Here is a 16,266-nt window from a genome sequence, read left to right on the forward strand (position 1 = left end):
CCCCGGCATGCATATGGAACAGTGAACTTTGAAGTTAACCGCAAGGCGCCTGGCCTTGCTTGAAGAGGTTTGAATGGCGAGCATCAACGTAGCCCAATTTGCTGAAGAACTGAAAATGCCGGCCGGCGTGTTGCTGGAGCAACTCAAAGCCGCCGGCGTGGACAAACTCAGCGCCGACGATTCGGTGACGGAAGCCGACAAGGCCCGTCTGCTGGAGCACCTGCGCCGATCGCACGGCGCTGGCGACGGCGACAAAAAGAAGATTACTCTGACGCGTCGCCAGACCTCGGAAATCAAGCAGGCCGACGCGACCGGTAAGGCGCGGACGATTCAGGTCGAAGTGCGCAAGAAGCGCACGTTCGTCAAGCGCGACGACGTCGCGGAAGGCGCTGAGAACGCTGCAGCGGCTGCCGAAGACGAAGCCCTCCGTCTGCGCGAAGAAGACGCACGCCGCGAAGCGGAGCGTCTGGCAGCAGAAGCGGCCGAACTCAAGCGTCGCCAGGAACAACTGGAGCGCGAAGAGGCCGAGCGTCGCGAGCGCGAAGAGAAGGAAGCTGCCGAGCGCCGTGTGCGTGAGGAAGCGGAGCGCGTAGCCGCAGCAGCGAAGGCAGCCGAAGAGCAGAAGGCGAAGGCCGAAGCCAAGGCAGCCGACGCTGAAGCCGAAAAGCAGGCGCAAGTGGAAGCCGACAAGGCAGCCAAGGCCGACGCCGAAAAGGCAGCGCAGGCAGCACAAGCCGAGAAGGCCGCTGCCGCCAAGGCTGACGCCGAGCGCGAGCAGGCTCGCAAGGCGAGCGAAGAAGCCCGTGCAGCCGCCGAAAAGGCGAGCGCAGCGGCTGACAAGGCGCGCGCCGAAGAAGAAGCGATTCGCAAGCGTCGTGCCGCGGCCGAAGCCGAAGCCCGCGCAATTCGCGAAATGATGAATGCACCGCGTCGCGTGCTGAAGGCACCGGAGCCGGCACCTGCTGCCGCCGCGCCGGCGAAGCCCGATGCTGCGAAGGGTACGTTGCACAAGCCGGCCAAGCCGGAAGGTGCGGCTGCCAAGCCGGCAGACAAGAAGCCGGCCGCCGCGCCGGCCTCGACGACGGCGGGTGCTGCCGACAAGAAGGACAAGAAGCCGGGCGCCTGGCAGAAGGACACCGACAATCGCAACAAGCGTGGCGGCATGAAGACGCGCGGCGATACGAGCGGTGGTTCGGATGGCTGGCGCGGCGGTGGCCGTGGCGGCCGTCGCGGCGACCGTCATTCGCAGGACGATCGTCAGGCATTCCAGGCACCGACCGAACCGGTCGTGCGTGATGTGCACGTGCCGGAAACGATCAGCGTTGCCGATCTGGCGCACAAGATGTCGGTCAAGGCCGCCGAAGTCATCAAGCTGATGATGAAGATGGGCCAGATGGTGACCATCAACCAGGTGCTCGATCAGGAAACGGCGATGATCGTGGTGGAGGAACTCGGGCACCGCGCAATCGCCGCCAAGCTGGACGATCCGGAAACGCTGCTCGACCTCGGCAACGACGTGACGGAAGCCGAAGCGCTGCCGCGTCCGCCGGTGGTGACCGTGATGGGTCACGTCGACCACGGCAAGACCTCGCTGCTGGACTACATCCGTCGCGCCAAGGTGGCGTCGGGCGAAGCCGGCGGCATTACGCAGCACATCGGTGCGTATCACGTCGACACGCCGCGCGGTACGGTGACGTTCCTCGACACGCCGGGTCACGAGGCCTTTACGGCCATGCGTGCTCGCGGTGCACAGGCAACGGACATCGTGATTCTCGTGGTCGCGGCGGACGACGGTGTGATGCCGCAGACGAAGGAAGCGATTGCCCACGCGAAGTCGGCCGGTGTGCCGATCGTGGTGGCGATCAACAAGATCGACAAGCCCGAAGCCAACCCGGACCGCGTGAAGCAGGAACTGGTGGCCGAAGGTGTGGTGCCGGAAGAGTACGGTGGCGATTCGCCGTTCGTGCCGGTGTCGGCCAAGACGGGTACGGGTATCGACGATCTGCTCGAGAACGTGCTGCTGCAAGCCGAAGTGCTGGAGTTGAAGGCACCGGTGGAAGCGCCGGCCAAGGGTATCGTGATCGAAGCGAAGCTGGACAAGGGTAAGGGTCCGGTCGCCACGATTCTGGTGCAGTCGGGCACGCTCAAGCGCGGCGACATGGTGCTGGCAGGTCAGGCTTACGGTCGCGTTCGCGCCATGCTGGACGAAACCGGCAAGAACACGAAGGACGCAGGTCCGTCGATCCCGGTCGAAATCCAGGGTCTGTCGGAAGTGCCGGGCGCCGGTGAAGAAGTGCTGGTGGTTCAGGACGAACGCAAGGCACGTGAAATCGCACTGTTCCGTCAGGGCAAGTTCCGCGACGTGAAGCTGGCCAAGCAGCAAGCTGCGAAGCTGGAGAACATGTTCGAGCAGATGGCCGAAGGCGAAGTCAAGACGCTGCCCCTCATCATCAAGGCAGACGTTCAGGGTTCGCAGGAAGCACTGGCGCAGTCGCTCAACAAGCTCTCGACGCCGGAAGTGCGTGTGCAGATCGTGCACGCTGCGGTCGGTGGCATCAGCGAAAGCGACGTCAACCTGGCAACGGCTTCGAAGGCGGTCATCATCGGCTTCAACACGCGTGCCGATGCACTGGCCCGCAAGCTGGCCGAGTCGAACGGTATCGATATTCGCTACTACAACATCATCTATGACGCAGTGGATGAGGTGAAGGCAGCAATGTCGGGCATGCTGGCGCCGGAGAAGAAGGAAGAAATCACGGGTATGGTCGAAGTGCGTCAGACGTTCAAGGTGCCGAAGGTCGGTACGGTGGCCGGCTGTATGGTGCTCGACGGCTTCGTCAAGCGTTCGTCGCACGTGCGTGTGCTGCGCGACAACGTGGTCATCTTCACGGGCGAGCTGGATTCGCTCAAGCGCTTCAAGGATGACGTCAAGGAAGTCAAGTCAGGCTTCGAGTGCGGTCTGTCGGTGAAGAACTTCAACGACATTACGGAAGGCGACCAACTGGAAGCGTTTGAAATCACGGAAGTTGCGCGCTCGCTGTAACGCGATTTGCACAACGGAAGTGGAATGGCCCACCAAGCCGGGAAACCGGTGGCGTGGGCCATTGCATTACTAGCGAGTATGTTATGGCAAAGAAACGTGGCGTTCCCGGTCGAAATCTTCGCATCAACGATCAGATCCAGCGTGATCTCTCGGAGTTGATTCAGCGCGAAGTGAAGGACCCGCGCATTGGGCTGGTCACGCTGCAAAGCGTGGAAGTGACGCCTGATTACGCGCATGCGAAGGTGTTTTACACGACGCTCACCGGCGATCCGAAAGCGACCGGCGAAGCGCTCAACGAAGCCGCAGGCTACCTGCGCAATCTGCTGTTCAAGCGCTTGCACATTCACACGGTGCCGACGCTGCATTTCCACTTCGACCAGTCGATTGAACGCGCCATCGAGATGTCGCGTCTGATCGATACGGCCAACGCCACGCGTGCGAAGGAAGATGCGCAAGATGCGCAAGCCGACGACGATGCCGACGATGGCGTTGAAGGCGATCACAAGGAAGGCGACGGCAAGTAAGTCGTCGATTGACAACGTAGCCTGCCGGGCTGGCGCAAAGCGAGTCCGGCGGTGTTGCGATGCCCGAGCGCTGTCGATGCGCGCCGCGGCGTTACCCCATTCGAATTTCTCAAGTCATTCCCACACATGACGGACCCGCGTTCGCAGGCACCCCGCCAAAAGCTCCCTCGTTTCCCGCTCGACGGTGTGTTGCTGCTCGACAAGCCGCTGGGGCTGTCGTCCAACGATGCCTTGATCAAGGCCAAGCGTGCGCTTCAGGCGCTCAAGGCAGGTCACACGGGCACGCTCGATCCGTTGGCGACAGGGCTGTTGCCACTCTGTTTCGGTGAGGCGACGAAGTTCTCGCAGGACTTGCTCGAAGCCGACAAGACGTACGAAGCGCGAGTGCGTCTGGGGGAGACTACAACGACGGGCGACGCGGAAGGCGAGGTGCTGCAAACGCGTCCGGTGCAGGTGGACGAAGCCGCGATTCGTGCCGTATTACCGCGCTTCACCGGGCCGATTTCACAGGTGCCGCCGATGTACTCGGCACTCAAGCGCGACGGCAAACCCCTTTACGAGTATGCCCGCGCCGGTCAGACCATCGAGCGAGAGGCGCGGTCGGTGACGATCCATCTGCTGGAAATGACGGAATGCGCGTTGCCGGCGGAGAACGAATTCACGTTCCGCGTGACGTGCAGCAAAGGCACTTACGTGCGTACGCTGGCGGAAGACATCGGTGAAGCGCTGGGTTGCGGGGCACATCTGCGTGCGCTGCGACGTACGGCGGTCGGTCCGCTCACGCTTGAGGGCGCCGTGACGCTGGAATACCTGAATGCGCTCGATCATGCACAGCGCGTCGAGAAGCTCGCCCCGGTCGATGCGTTGCTCAAGACGTTGCCCGCCGTATGGCTCGACGATACGCTCGCGAAGCGCTTCAGTCATGGGCAACGTCTGCGTCTGGACGATCTGCGTTGTCCCGCACCCTTGCGTGCATGTGCTGCCGAGCACGACGGCATCGAAGTCAAGGTCTACGCCGAAGCCAACGCCGACACCGCTGCACGTCTGCTGGGCGTTGCACGCCTCGACGGCGAAGCGCTGCTAACACCCCAGCGGTTGCTCAAGACGCAGTGATGGGAGGCGGCGCTGGTGGCGCCGCGCCGCAATTCAGCGCGGCTTGACGTTGTCAGCCTGAAGGCCCTTGGGCCCCATGATCGTCTGGTACTCGACTTTTTGACCTTCCGTGAGAAATTTGTCCGGGTTGCTGCTCTGGATGGCAACGGCATGGACGAACACGTCTTCCCCGCCATTGTCTGGCGTGATGAAGCCAAATCCTTTGTCAGGATTAAACCATTTAACGGTTCCCATCGGCATGGTGCGCTCCTTTTCGTTGGCGTTGCGGTTCGGAAAAAACTCGCGAACCTACCGCTATTTCAGCACCAGCTTCTGCGATCGGTAACTGTCAACGTTGTCAGGTAGGTGGACGACGAATGGGCGCGTGAGCAAAAGGGGGGCAGAGGGCGTGATCAAACCTGAGCGACGGGAAGCGAAGCGTCAGGCCGCCACTTCCCGCACGTTGACCGCCAGCAAATAGGCGTCTCCACGCGTGGTCTCGTACTCGACGATCTGGCCGGTGCGAAGCTCGGGCGTGCCGGGCACGCATATTTCGGTCTCGTGGACGAAAACGACTTCGCTGCCGTCATCCGGGGTGATGAATCCGTACCCTTTGTCCGGGAAGTAATGCTTGACCGTTCCGCGCGGCATCGGCGGCTTTCCTCCGAAACGACAAATCTGCAATCCATTCGTGGGGACGATGAGACGTCCGGGAGCTGCCGTGTGCGCTAAGAGCAGTCTCTCAGGAAGTCTCGGCTTACCGGCAAGGGCAGACGGTGCGGGCCGCCCGCCCAATCCCGTCAGCTCGCGACGTTTTCCGGCTTGAGTTCGACGATGGCGTCGAGCGCTGCCTTCACGTCCATGGCGTACTTGGCCAATGCCTTCTGTTCGTCGGTTTTCGGTTCGAACGAGGGCACGCCCACCGGGTGATTGCTCTCGTCGACCGCGACGAACACCATCAGGCAATCGGTCGTCTGCCGCAGTTCGCCCCACTTCGGATCGCCGGCGTGGACCGACACGTGGATGTGCATGCTCGTGCGGCCCGTGGCCACGATACGAGCACGCAGTTCCACCAGATTGCCGACGAGAATCGGACGGCGGAAGCGAATGTTGCCGACGCTGACCGTCACGCAATAGCGGCCCGACCACGTGGCGGCGCAAGCGTACGCCACCTCATCGATCCATTTCATCAGCGAGCCCCCGTGCACTTTGCCGCCGAAGTTGACGGCGGCAGGCTCTGCCAGAAAGCGGAAGGTGACTTCGGAGCGTTCGATCGGGTTCTGCGGGGTAGTCATGATGTTTGTTTTTGCTGACGGATAGTACTTTCCCGGCCGTTCGGCGGCATAGGCAGCGTGCGCGGCATATCGCCGTGGGAGCATCGGGCCGGGGGATGCGCAATGATACTGCGATTGCGTGACATCTGCCTTCGCCTGGAAAACGGCGCGGATCCGCCTCATGCATGGGCATGGCAGCGGAGGCGGTGCTGGAAAGCGAATTACGCAAGCGTTCGGTCATAGGGCGGCGCACAGTGCTCGCGTCAGGCGGTGGGGCGTTGGTCGAGGCGCTGCCGTCACGCCGTCACGCCGTCGCGATCAGTCGCAAGCGCAGACAGTCAGCCAACGCGCGGGCAGTCGACGAGACGCTGACGGGACGCGTACAAGCACGGGGCCAGACGAGGACACGCAGCGATGATCTCAGGCATCGGCGGGCCGCAATGCGCACCGTTTCACGCTATCCCTATCGAGGCGGACACCTGCAATGTGCCGGGAGACGTCCCGCAAGCGAGCAGCATGGCCACTTCGTCTCATGCATCCGCTTTGCCTGAGCCGCAGGGCTTCCGACCGATCGACTCATCGGAGGATCCCCTGAGCCCGGTTCCCGAAAGTCACTCGGTCGCTGAAGGGTTTGAGGACGTAGCGCGCATTGACGCAGAAACGGACGCGTTGCTCAGAGCGTGGCAGCTTCGTGAGGCGAACCGTGAAAACGGTCGCGACGAGGTCATCGAGGCGAACGAGGGTAACGAAGAACACGTTGCCATCGTTATCGATCCCACCCCGGACGCCGCAAACACCGTCAATTCCATGTCGCACTATTCCTGCCTGCTCAGCAGCATCGTGCTGACGACCCATGTCGCGAGCCTTGTGTGTCAACTCGTGAGCGTGGCGTCGCCGTACTTCATGCCGGACGTCTTCGCCCGGCTTTCCGGCGAGATGGTGTGCGAACTGGTGCGGCCCACGCAGCGGCGAGTCGCGCGTGCCGTGCAGTGCAAGGTGCTGCGAATCGGTAGCGCTGTATTCACGCCGGGGATGTTGCTGTCGCCATATTTTGCGGTGCTGGCGCTGAGCGATCTCGTATGCTGGAGTGTCGAGTTCCGTCGGCCGGGAAGCTTCTCCTTCCAAGGGGACAGCCTCGCGAATCTGGTGGCGTGGATCGACAGGCAGGGCGGATTCGCAAAACTACTCGACATACTCGGTCCCGCAAAGTCGGGTGATCCGGCGGAAGCCACAAAAGTGGCGGAAATGGTAGAAGGGGCAGAAGGGGTTTCACCCTCGCGCTCGCTGCCCAGCCGCCTGATCAAGCGCATGCTCGACGAATTACGCAAGACACTCGTATCACACGGCGATCCGGCATGGCAAAAGGCCTTCGCCGTGCGGATTCGTCAGGCATCGGCGGCGCTGTTCGTCGGGCTGATCGCCCGTTTGCCGTTCAGCGACGATACGACGTCGTTGCCCGACGGTCTGCTCGACTTTTATCTGTGGCTGGAAAAGGCGGGCGGTGCGACCAAACTCGCTGCCGCAGGCTCGGAGTCGCTCGTCAAGCCGTCTACCCCGAAGGCATCGGATGAGGCAGCGGTAACCGACGACGATCTGCAAAGCATCCGGATCGATGCGCGTGACGCCGCACCTGAGTGATGGGGGGGGAGAGGTGGAGGCGGAGACGGTGATGGTTTTCGTCGTCACGCAAAATCGCAAGAACATACAAGACATCAACAAGCGACGTCCGCTATCCTGCGCATCCAGTGGTTATTGCAGGAGTGGTTGTGTCTGGAATGTCTTCTTCGGCTGCGTCGTCACAGCAGTCCGATGTCAAACTCGAAGTGGCGCGCGGCATGCGTGCGTCGTTGCCCGTCATGCTCGGTTTCGTCCCCTTTGCCATGGTGCTTGGCGCGCAGGCCACCCAGAAGGGCATGCCCGCGTGGCTGGTGCCGCTCATGACCGGTATGAACTTTGCCGGTGGATCGGAATTCACCGCCGTTCACCTCTGGTCTTCGCCGCCGCATCTCGCGCTGATCGTGGCCATGTCGTGCCTCGTCAATTCGCGTCACGTCCTGATGGGCGCGGCGTTTGCGCCGTTGCTTCGCCACGTGCCGTTGCGTCGCGCATTGCCGTCGCTGTTCCTGATGTGCGACGAAGCCTGGGCGATGGCGTTGGCCGATACCCAGGCGCGTAAGGCGGACCGCATCAGCCTGCCGTATTACCTCGGTGTCGGCGTGAACCTGTGGCTCGCGTGGATCGCTTTCACGGCCCTCGGTGCGGTGTTGGGGCCCGTGCTCGGCGACATCGAACAGTACGGTTTCGATATGGCGTTCACCGCCGTCTTCCTCGTGTTGCTGCGGGGGATGTGGCGCGGCATGCGCAAGAGCTTGCCGTGGCTGGTGAGTCTCGTTGCCGCAGCGCTAACGTACCTTTACGTGCCGGGCTCGTGGTACGTCGCTGCGGGCGCGGTGGCCGGACTGCTCGCCGCCGTGCTGATGGAGCCGCGCAATGTTTGACGTGCTCGATTCGCTCAATGCCGCCACGCTGCTGCCTGTGGCGACGGTCGCGCTCATGGCGGCCACCACGTATGCCACACGCGTCGTGGGCTTTCTCCTGTTGCGCGATCGTGTGCTGAGTCCGCGCATGCGTTCCGTCATGGAAAGCCTGCCGGGATGTGTCCTGATCTCGGTGATCGCGCCGTCGTTCGTGGCGGATCGGCCTGCCGATCTCATTGCGCTTGCGGTGACGCTGCTCGTCGCAATGCGCTGTTCGCTGCTGCCGACCGTCGTCATCAGCATCGCGGCGACCGCCGCACTGCGCTATCTCGTCGGATGAAAAAAACCCCGCTAACTTCAGCGGGGTTCAAGAAGTGCCCGGTAGTACAGAGCAGGGCCGGGCACTCGGGGGGAAGCCTGTTGCGTCAGTGGGCGCCCGCGGCAGCGTCGCCGCCACCTCCGCCACGGATCGGGCGCGTAATCCACACCATCGCGATCATCAGCACGAACAGCACGGCCGAGATCCAGAAGATGTCGTTCGCGCCGAGCATGGCCGATTGTTGCGTCACCAGCCGGTCGATGTAGCCGTGCGCTTGCGGTGTCGACATGCCGAGCTGATTGAGCGACTGCACCGAACCGTTGAACGTGGCGTCGTAGGGCGTCAGGTTTTCCGTGAGCTGCGCGTGGTGCAGCGAGATACGGTTATCCCACACGGTCGTGGCGATCGACGTCCCCACGGCACCGCAGGTAATCCGCACGAAGTTCGACAGACCCGCTGCCGCCGGAATGCGATGCCCCGGCAGGCCCGACAAGATGATGGCCGTGAGCGGGATGAAGAACATCGACATCGGCACCCCTTGCAGGAAGGTCGGAAGCATCAGCGTGCGAGTGTCGACCAGCGTGTTGAAGTGCGAGCGCAGCAGGAACACGAGGGCGAACAGCAGGAACGAGACGGTCACGACCCAGCGTGCGTCGAGCTTGGGCAGGAACTTGCCGATGATCGGCGACAGGATGATCGCGAACAACCCGACAGGCGCCATCACCAGACCGGCTTCCGTTGCCGTGTAGCCGAGATAGATCTGAAGCCACTGCGGCAGGATCACGAGGTTGCCGAAGAACAGCCCGTACCCCACGGAAATGGCGATCACGCCGCCGGTGAAGTTGACCCGCTTGAACAGTGTCAGGTCGACCACCGGGTGCTTCTCGGTGATCTCCCATATGACGAAGAAGCAGAACGACACGAGTGCCACGAGCGCCAGCACGACGATGGTCGACGAGTTGAACCAGTCGAGTTCCTTGCCCTTGTCGAGCATCACCTGCAACGACCCGACCCACAGCACGAGCAAAGCCAGACCGACGGTGTCGATCGGTTTGCGCTGCGTTGGCGTTTCACGCTTTGCGTAGATCAGCCAGGTGACGTAAGCGGCGCCGATACCGACCGGGATATTGATGTAGAAGATCCACGGCCAGTGGTAGTTGTCCGAGATCCATCCGCCGAGAATCGGGCCCATCACCGGGGCGACGAGTGTCGTCATCCCCCATAAGGCAAGGGCCATCGAACTCTTGGCGGGTGGATAGCTCGAGAGCAGCAGCGATTGCGAGAGCGGGATCATCGGCCCGGCCACGGCGCCTTGCAGCACGCGCGCCGCGAGCAGGATTTCGAGCGTCGGCGCCATGCCGCACAGCCATGAGGCCAGCACGAACAGCAGGATTGACGAGATGAACAGTCGCACTGCGCCGAAGCGCTCTGTCAGCCAGCCGGTGAGCGGCACCGAGATGGCGTTGGCGACGGCGAACGACGTAATCACCCACGTCCCCTGGCTCGACGAGACACCCAGGTCGCCGGAGATGGCGGGAATGGATACGTTGGCAATCGATGTGTCGAGCACGTTCATGAACGTGGCGAGCGACAACGCGATGGTGCCGAGTACCAGCTGCCCTCCCGAGAGCGGGGCAGGAGCGTTTTGAGTTGCCATGAGATGTCAAAGGGGGTGGGGGGCACCCCCCTCCGATTTACAGGGGACGAGCGCGGGCCGGCTGATTGCGCGTGTCGTTGGTACCACCTGCGCTGGCGCCTGCATTGGCGCTCGCACCGGCGTTCTCGGTGATGATCTTGGCGACGATGTCGTCGGCGTCGTGACCGACCTTGTCGTACACGTCGGTCGAGTACACCGGCAGGGTGGGAGCTTCGCCCAGTTCCTTGCCATCGGTGTTACGCACGTTGACCTTGACCTGCATCGACAGACCGACACGCAGCGGATGTTGCTGCAACTGCTTCGCGTCGAGCGCGATACGCACCGGCAGACGTTGCACCACCTTGATCCAGTTGCCCGTGGCGTTCTGCGCCGGCAGCAGCGAGAAGGCGCTGCCCGTGCCCGCGGAGAAGCCTGCGACCGTACCCTTGTATTCCACGGCCGAGCCGTACACGTCTGCCGTGAGGGTCACCGGCTGACCGACGCGCATGTGGGCGATCTGCACTTCCTTGAAGTTGGCATCGACCCACACTTCGTTGAGCGGCACCAGCGCCATGAGCGGCGCGCCGGTCGCCACACGCTGGCCGACCTGCACCGAACGCTTGGCCACGTAGCCGTCCACCGGGGCGGGGATCGACGTGCGTGCGTAGTCGAGATAGGCAGCGCGCACCTTGGCGGCGGCCTGCTGCACGTTCGGATGCGTGGTCACCGACGTCTTGTCCGTGAGGGCCTTGTTCGACACCAACTGGGCGCGGGCCTGTTCGAGCGCGGCTTGCGCGGTCTTCACGGCGTCCTGGGCGTGGGCCAGTTCTTCGCGCGACACGGCGCCCGTGGCGATGGCCATCTCACGACGCTTCACGTCGGCCTGTGCCTTCGTCAGTTCCGACTCGCGCATGGCGACGGTGGCCGCATACGCATCGTTGTTCACGAAGTACGTGCGCACCTGGCGCACCGTCTGCGCGAGGTTCGCTTCGGCTTGCAGCAGCGAGACACGTGCGTCGGTCTGGTCCAGTGTGACCAGCGGCTGGCCAGCCTTGACCATCTGCGTGTCGTCGACCTTCACGCCGGTGACGGTACCGGCCACCTGCGGCGTGATCTGGACCACGTTGCCGGCAACGTAGGCGTCGTCAGTGTCTTCGTAATAGCGGGCGTACAGGCCGTAGTAAGCGCCGTAGCCGATGGCCGCGATTGCGATCACGGCCGTCAGCGTCAGCATCATGCGGCGGCGCTTGCCATTGCTTTGCGCCGGCTGGGCAGGCGCTTGTTGTTGGTTCTCGCTCATCATTTGCTCCGTACTAATCTCTCAATGTGCTTTTGACGTTTGTCTTGTTTTGTGTGGCGCTCAGGGCCTTAGTGGGACTGTGCGCTGACGGATTCACCGTCCGTCTTTGCCGGGCGTTCCTGTCCGACGACGAGGCCAGCGGCCTGTGCGTCGAAGCCGCCGCCCAGCGCCTTGATCAGACCGATCTGCTGGTCGCGGCGGGCGAAGTCGATATTCACGCGCGCCTGTTCCTGCGCGAGCAGCGATGACTCGGCGGTGAGCACGGTCAGTTGCGGCGTCAGGCCAGCCTTGTAGCGATCGATCGCGAGGTCGTAGGCGCGTTGCGCGGCGTCTTGCGCCACGCGTTGCGACACCATCTGCTTGTCGGCCGAACGGATCGACGACATGCGATCGGCGATGTCGCCGAGGGCTTTGTTCAGCGTGGAGTCGTAGTTCGCCACGGCGCTCTCATAGGCCGCGTACTGTCCCTTTAGGTTGGCGCGCAACCGGCCGCCGTCGAAGATCGGCAGCGAGATCACCGGACCGGCCTGAATGTTCTGGCTGGTCGGGTCGATCAGCTTGCCCAGCCCGAAGGTGGAGAAGCCGAATGCGGCGTTCAGGTTCACGTCCGGATAGAAGCGGGCCTTGGCGACGTCCACGCCCTGGAGCTGCGATTCCACGCCCCAGCGTGCCGAGACGATGTCCGGGCGACGGCCGAGCAGCGCGAGCGGCAGGTTGTCGGGCAGGGCCGGCGTGGCCAGTTGGGCAAGCTTCGGCGGCGCGATTTCCAGACCGCGATCCGGGCCCTTGCCGAGAAGCACGCCGAGTTGGTGGCGCGTGAGCAGGATCTGACCGTCGAGCTGGGCGAGTTGCGTCTGAATGTCGGCGCTGTTGCTATCGGCCTGCTTCTGCTCGACTTGCGTGTCGAGTCCGGCGCGCACGCGATCCGACGTCAGCTTGCCGAGGTTCTGGCGTTGCTTGCCGATGCGATCGAGCACGTCGTGCAGGGCGTATTGCTGAGCCAACTGGTTGTACGCGCGGGCCACGGCGGTCGACAGGGCGAGACGCACTTCCTGATCTTCGGCTTCTTCGGCGCGCTCCGCCGAGGTAGCCTGTGCGCGTGCCGAACGGTTCTTGCCCCAGAGATCGAGTTCCCACGACAGCGAGGCGGTCAGATCGCCCTGCGTGAACCACGTGCCGCCGTAACCCGGCGGGTAAATGGTGTTCTGGGTGAATTGCGTGCGATACACGTCGCCCGAGAAGCCGACCGACGGCAGCAGCGCAGCGGCCGCGCCTTCGGTCTGCGCCTGCGCGGCCTTGAGACGGGCAGCGGCCATGGCGAGATCGGGGTTGCCGACGAGGGCTTCGTCGATCAGGGAGACGAGTTGCGGATCACCGAAACGCTGCGCCCAGTCGGTGCCCGGCCACTGGCCGCCCTCGGAGGGCAGGCTGCGCTGGGTCTGATACTGATCGGGCGTGCTGATCTGCTTGTCGCTATGGATGCCGGCGAAGTTCGCACAACCGGCAAAGCCCAGCGTCACAGCCGCCAGACAAATGGCGGAAATCGCTGAGCGGGCCCGCAGACGCGGGAGGAACGGTGAGGCCGCTTTCATCGCAAAACCTTTACGAGTGAAGTCTTGTACTGACAGTAATCGGGAAACTGCTGCTGGCGAGACCTTGAAATAGTGGACTCGACAGGCTTTTTCGAAGGGAAATCAACGTATTTCGGACGTTTTCAGGATCGGCTCGCCGCCGTCATCCGACTTCGCCGTTGGCAATCACCCGTCGCAGCAGACTCTTCAGAAATCCCACTTCTTCCACGCTGAAACCACGCATCAGATGGTCGGCGGCGCGCGTGAAGATGTCCGGCATCCGGTCGGCCATGGCATAGCCGGCCTCGGTCGCACTCAGGTTCACGGTGCGTCGGTCCATCTTGCTGCGCTCGCGAACGAGCAGTCCGTGGGCTTCGAGCCGGTCGAGCAGCCTGGTCACGGCGCTCGCATCTATACAGTAGTCACGCGCCAGATCGGCTGCCGTCTTGCTTTTGCCCGTCGCCACCTTGTAGAGCATGGTGGCCTGCGTGCTGGTGAGACCGTACTGCGACGTTTCCTTCGTCAATTCCGCCAGGATCAACTGACGCACACGCGCCACCAGATACCCGAGCGAATCGTCGATGTTGTAGCCGTCGCGTGGGGGATCGGCTTGCGGCGCTTCCGGCTGAGACGTCGGCACGGTCGCGGAGGAAGTCACAGGAGGTTCGGACATTTTCGTGCTGCTGCAATAGTTGACTTGTCACGATTATAGCGGGTACTTAATTAATTTCAAGTCGATGCAATAGTTGACTAGGCAAATATTGCGATGAAAATTAGATGGAATGCTCTAGATTGGTGCGCTGCGGGGAAATCCGGGGGTGTTCGGAGGGAGGAAACGACGCCCGGAAATTTCGTGACGCCCGTGAGTCAGAACAGGCGCCGTTGTTGCAATGCAGAAAGGCCATGACGCGGGACACGCGCAAGTGGTAGAATCGCGGATTCTCCAAAGGCTTTTTCGAGCACCTCTTTCATGACCCGCGCTCTCCGTAATATCGCCATCATCGCGCACGTCGACCACGGCAAAACCACGCTCGTCGACCAGTTGCTGCGCCAGTCGGGCACCTTCCGCGAAAACCAGCAAGTCGCTGAACGCGTGATGGACTCGAACGACATTGAAAAAGAGCGCGGCATCACGATCCTCGCCAAAAACTGCGCCGTCGAATACGAAGGCACCCACATCAACATCGTCGACACGCCGGGACACGCGGACTTCGGCGGTGAAGTGGAGCGTGTGCTCTCGATGGTCGACAGCGTGCTGCTGGTCGTCGACGCTGTCGAAGGCCCGATGCCGCAAACGCGCTTCGTGACCCGCAAGGCCCTGGGCCTTGGTCTGAAGCCGATCGTCGTGGTTAACAAGATCGACCGCCCGGGCGCACGTCCGGACTGGGTCATCGACCAGACGTTCGACCTGATGGACAAGCTCGGCGCGACCAACGAACAGCTCGACTTCCCGGTCGTCTACGCTTCGGCCCTGAACGGTTTCGCGAGCCTCGATTCGGACGTTCGCGAAGGCACGATGAAGCCGCTGTTCGACGCGATTCTCGAACACGTGCCGGTGCGCGACGCCGATGCGGACGCGCCGCTGCAATTGCAGATCAGCTCGCTCGATTACTCGACGTTCGTCGGCCGTATCGGTATCGGCCGTATCACGCGTGGCCGCATCAAGCCGGGCCAGCAAGTCGTGATGCGTTCGGGCCCGGACGGTGAAATTCTCAAGCGCAAGATCAATCAGGTCCTGACGTTCAAGGGCCTGGAGCGCGTGATGACGGAAGAAGGCGCACAAGCCGGCGACATCGTGCTGATCAACGGTATCGAAGACGTGGGTATCGGCGCGACGATCTGCGACGTGGAAACGCCCGAAGCGCTGCCGCTGCTGACCGTCGACGAGCCGACGCTCACGATGAACTTCTGCGTGAACACGTCGCCGCTCGCCGGCCGTGAAGGCAAGTTCGTGACGAGCCGTCAGATCCGCGACCGTCTGGACAAGGAACTGAATCACAACGTGGCGCTGCGCGTGAAAGACACCGACGAAGATTCCGTCTTCGAAGTGTCGGGCCGTGGCGAACTGCACCTGACGATTCTGATCGAGAACATGCGTCGCGAGGGCTATGAACTGGCCGTGTCGCGTCCGCGCGTGGTGCTCAAGGAAATCGACGGCGTGAAGCACGAGCCGTACGAAATGCTGACCATCGACCTGGAAGACGAACACCAGGGCGCGGTCATGGAAGAAATCGGCCGCCGCAAGGGCGAAATGCTGGACATGGTGTCGGACGGCCGTGGTCGTACGCGCCTCGAATACCGCATTCCGGCACGTGGTCTGATCGGCTTCCAGGGCGACTTCCTGTCGATGACCCGTGGTACGGGCCTGATGAGCCACATCTTCGATGCCTACGCCCCGCTCAAGGATGGTTCGCTGGGTGAGCGTCGCAATGGCGTGCTGATCTCGCAGGACGACGGCGCTGCCGTGGCCTACGCACTGTGGAAGCTGCAAGATCGCGGCCGCATGTTCGTGTCGCCGGGCGATGCACTGTACGAAGGCATGATCATCGGTATCCACAGCCGTGACAACGACCTCGTGGTCAACCCGATCAAGGGTAAGCAGCTCACGAACGTGCGTGCGTCGGGTACCGACGAAGCCGTGCGTCTGGTGCCGCCGATCGCACTGAACCTCGAATACGCCGTGGAATTCATCGACGACGACGAACTGGTGGAAGTCACGCCGCTGACGATTCGCCTGCGCAAGCGTCACCTGAAGGAACACGAGCGCAAGCGCGCCTCGCGCGAAGAGAAGTAAAGCCGGCGATGGCGTGCGCGGCGTGGTGGACGAAAGTCCGGGCGCGTCGCGATGCCAGTCTGTTGGAAAAAAAGCCGGTGCCTTGCGCCGGCTTTTTTGTTTGCCGTCTTGTTTGCCGTCTTGTTTGCCGTTTTGATGGTGTCTTTGCTCGCGCCGAGTGTTTGAGGGCAATGTCCCAAGTGCGCCGGTGGTCAATCCCCCCTGGGGATCTGACGTGCCTTTGCCGGATCGGCGGG

The 16,266-nt window shown here is 62.7% G+C and carries 14 protein-coding genes; 7 read left to right on the top strand and 7 right to left on the bottom strand.

From position 1 onward, the window contains the following. The first annotated feature begins 73 nt into the window (after nt 1-73). The 3 genes from infB (at nt 74) to truB (ending at nt 4,680) form a co-directional block, all read left to right on the top strand. Nucleotides 74-3,043, top strand: coding sequence for a translation initiation factor IF-2 (gene infB / locus A9762_RS26145; protein WP_069344889.1), 2,970 nt, complete (start codon nt 74-76; stop codon nt 3,041-3,043). Nucleotides 3,044-3,126: 83 nt separating this feature from the next. Continuing rightward, nucleotides 3,127-3,567 carry a 30S ribosome-binding factor RbfA gene (gene rbfA, locus A9762_RS26150; RefSeq protein ID WP_069344890.1) on the top strand — a complete coding sequence of 147 codons (441 nt, stop codon included), beginning with the start codon at nt 3,127-3,129 and terminating at the stop codon, nt 3,565-3,567. Nucleotides 3,568-3,693: 126 nt separating this feature from the next. Then, nucleotides 3,694-4,680, top strand: coding sequence for a tRNA pseudouridine(55) synthase TruB (truB, locus tag A9762_RS26155; RefSeq protein ID WP_069344891.1), 987 nt, complete (start codon nt 3,694-3,696; stop codon nt 4,678-4,680). 33 nt (nt 4,681-4,713) lie between these two features. On the opposite strand, the gene A9762_RS26160 is transcribed toward truB, so the two are convergent. From A9762_RS26160 to A9762_RS26170, 3 genes are all read right to left on the bottom strand, one after another. After that, nucleotides 4,714-4,920 carry a cold-shock protein gene (locus A9762_RS26160; protein WP_069344892.1) on the bottom strand — a complete coding sequence of 69 codons (207 nt, stop codon included), beginning with the start codon at nt 4,918-4,920 and terminating at the stop codon, nt 4,714-4,716. Between the two features lie 180 nt (nt 4,921-5,100). Further along, on the bottom strand, nt 5,101-5,310 hold the full coding sequence (locus tag A9762_RS26165; RefSeq protein WP_069344893.1) for a cold-shock protein: 210 nt from the start codon (nt 5,308-5,310) through the stop codon (nt 5,101-5,103). Nucleotides 5,311-5,459: 149 nt separating this feature from the next. Next, on the bottom strand, nt 5,460-5,954 hold the full coding sequence (locus A9762_RS26170) for an acyl-CoA thioesterase (protein ID WP_069344894.1): 495 nt from the start codon (nt 5,952-5,954) through the stop codon (nt 5,460-5,462). A gap of 648 nt (nt 5,955-6,602) precedes the next feature. Here A9762_RS26170 and A9762_RS26175 point away from each other — a divergent pair. The 3 genes from A9762_RS26175 to A9762_RS26185 all read left to right on the top strand — a co-directional run bounded on the left by A9762_RS26175 (nt 6,603) and on the right by A9762_RS26185 (nt 8,750). Beyond that, the gene (locus tag A9762_RS26175) at nt 6,603-7,571 is read left to right on the top strand and encodes a hypothetical protein (protein WP_139133416.1); all 969 of its coding nucleotides are present in this window, start codon (nt 6,603-6,605) and stop codon (nt 7,569-7,571) included. Between the two features lie 137 nt (nt 7,572-7,708). Beyond that, nucleotides 7,709-8,431 (top strand): AzlC family ABC transporter permease, encoded by a 723-nt coding sequence (locus A9762_RS26180; protein ID WP_069344896.1) that lies wholly within the window; start codon nt 7,709-7,711, stop codon nt 8,429-8,431. Next, nucleotides 8,424-8,750: an AzlD family protein gene (locus A9762_RS26185; protein WP_069344897.1), complete on the top strand. Its 327-nt coding sequence runs from the start codon at nt 8,424-8,426 to the stop codon at nt 8,748-8,750. The genes A9762_RS26180 and A9762_RS26185 overlap by 8 nt, the downstream gene beginning before the upstream one ends. Before the next feature lie 85 nt (nt 8,751-8,835). On the opposite strand, the gene A9762_RS26190 is transcribed toward A9762_RS26185, so the two are convergent. The 4 genes from A9762_RS26190 to A9762_RS26205 form a co-directional block, all read right to left on the bottom strand. Beyond that, nucleotides 8,836-10,386 carry a DHA2 family efflux MFS transporter permease subunit gene (locus A9762_RS26190; protein ID WP_069344898.1) on the bottom strand — a complete coding sequence of 517 codons (1,551 nt, stop codon included), beginning with the start codon at nt 10,384-10,386 and terminating at the stop codon, nt 8,836-8,838. Nucleotides 10,387-10,423: 37 nt separating this feature from the next. Then, on the bottom strand, nt 10,424-11,665 hold the full coding sequence (locus A9762_RS26195) for an HlyD family efflux transporter periplasmic adaptor subunit (RefSeq protein ID WP_069344899.1): 1,242 nt from the start codon (nt 11,663-11,665) through the stop codon (nt 10,424-10,426). A 68-nt stretch (nt 11,666-11,733) separates the two neighbouring features. Next, nucleotides 11,734-13,257, bottom strand: coding sequence for an efflux transporter outer membrane subunit (locus A9762_RS26200; protein WP_069344900.1), 1,524 nt, complete (start codon nt 13,255-13,257; stop codon nt 11,734-11,736). Between the two features lie 142 nt (nt 13,258-13,399). Then, entirely contained in the window at nt 13,400-13,909 is a 510-nt protein-coding gene (locus A9762_RS26205) for a MarR family winged helix-turn-helix transcriptional regulator (protein ID WP_083254314.1), read from the bottom strand. Between the two features lie 297 nt (nt 13,910-14,206). Here A9762_RS26205 and typA point away from each other — a divergent pair, with 297 nt between their 5' ends. After that, nucleotides 14,207-16,030: a translational GTPase TypA gene (gene typA / locus A9762_RS26210; protein ID WP_069344902.1), complete on the top strand. Its 1,824-nt coding sequence runs from the start codon at nt 14,207-14,209 to the stop codon at nt 16,028-16,030. The last annotated feature ends 236 nt before the right edge of the window (nt 16,031-16,266 follow it).

The sequence above is a fragment of the Pandoraea sp. ISTKB genome, assembly GCF_001721285.1.
GTDB classification, from domain to species: Bacteria; Pseudomonadota; Gammaproteobacteria; order Burkholderiales; family Burkholderiaceae; genus Pandoraea; species Pandoraea capi.

Excerpts from the sequence above, each read along its gene's own strand:
- infB (WP_069344889.1), top strand. The coding sequence starts at position 74 with ATGGCGAGCATCAACGTAGCCCAATTTGCTGAAGAACTGAAAATGCCG.
- rbfA (WP_069344890.1), top strand. The coding sequence starts at position 3,127 with ATGGCAAAGAAACGTGGCGTTCCCGGTCGAAATCTTCGCATCAACGAT.
- truB (WP_069344891.1), top strand. The coding sequence starts at position 3,694 with ATGACGGACCCGCGTTCGCAGGCACCCCGCCAAAAGCTCCCTCGTTTC.
- A9762_RS26160 (WP_069344892.1), bottom strand. The coding sequence starts at position 4,920 with ATGCCGATGGGAACCGTTAAATGGTTTAATCCTGACAAAGGATTTGGC.
- A9762_RS26165 (WP_069344893.1), bottom strand. The coding sequence starts at position 5,310 with ATGCCGCGCGGAACGGTCAAGCATTACTTCCCGGACAAAGGGTACGGA.
- A9762_RS26170 (WP_069344894.1), bottom strand. The coding sequence starts at position 5,954 with ATGACTACCCCGCAGAACCCGATCGAACGCTCCGAAGTCACCTTCCGC.
- A9762_RS26180 (WP_069344896.1), top strand. The coding sequence starts at position 7,709 with ATGTCTTCTTCGGCTGCGTCGTCACAGCAGTCCGATGTCAAACTCGAA.
- A9762_RS26185 (WP_069344897.1), top strand. The coding sequence starts at position 8,424 with ATGTTTGACGTGCTCGATTCGCTCAATGCCGCCACGCTGCTGCCTGTG.
- A9762_RS26190 (WP_069344898.1), bottom strand. The coding sequence starts at position 10,386 with ATGGCAACTCAAAACGCTCCTGCCCCGCTCTCGGGAGGGCAGCTGGTA.
- A9762_RS26195 (WP_069344899.1), bottom strand. The coding sequence starts at position 11,665 with ATGAGCGAGAACCAACAACAAGCGCCTGCCCAGCCGGCGCAAAGCAAT.
- A9762_RS26200 (WP_069344900.1), bottom strand. The coding sequence starts at position 13,257 with ATGAAAGCGGCCTCACCGTTCCTCCCGCGTCTGCGGGCCCGCTCAGCG.
- A9762_RS26205 (WP_083254314.1), bottom strand. The coding sequence starts at position 13,909 with ATGTCCGAACCTCCTGTGACTTCCTCCGCGACCGTGCCGACGTCTCAG.
- typA (WP_069344902.1), top strand. The coding sequence starts at position 14,207 with ATGACCCGCGCTCTCCGTAATATCGCCATCATCGCGCACGTCGACCAC.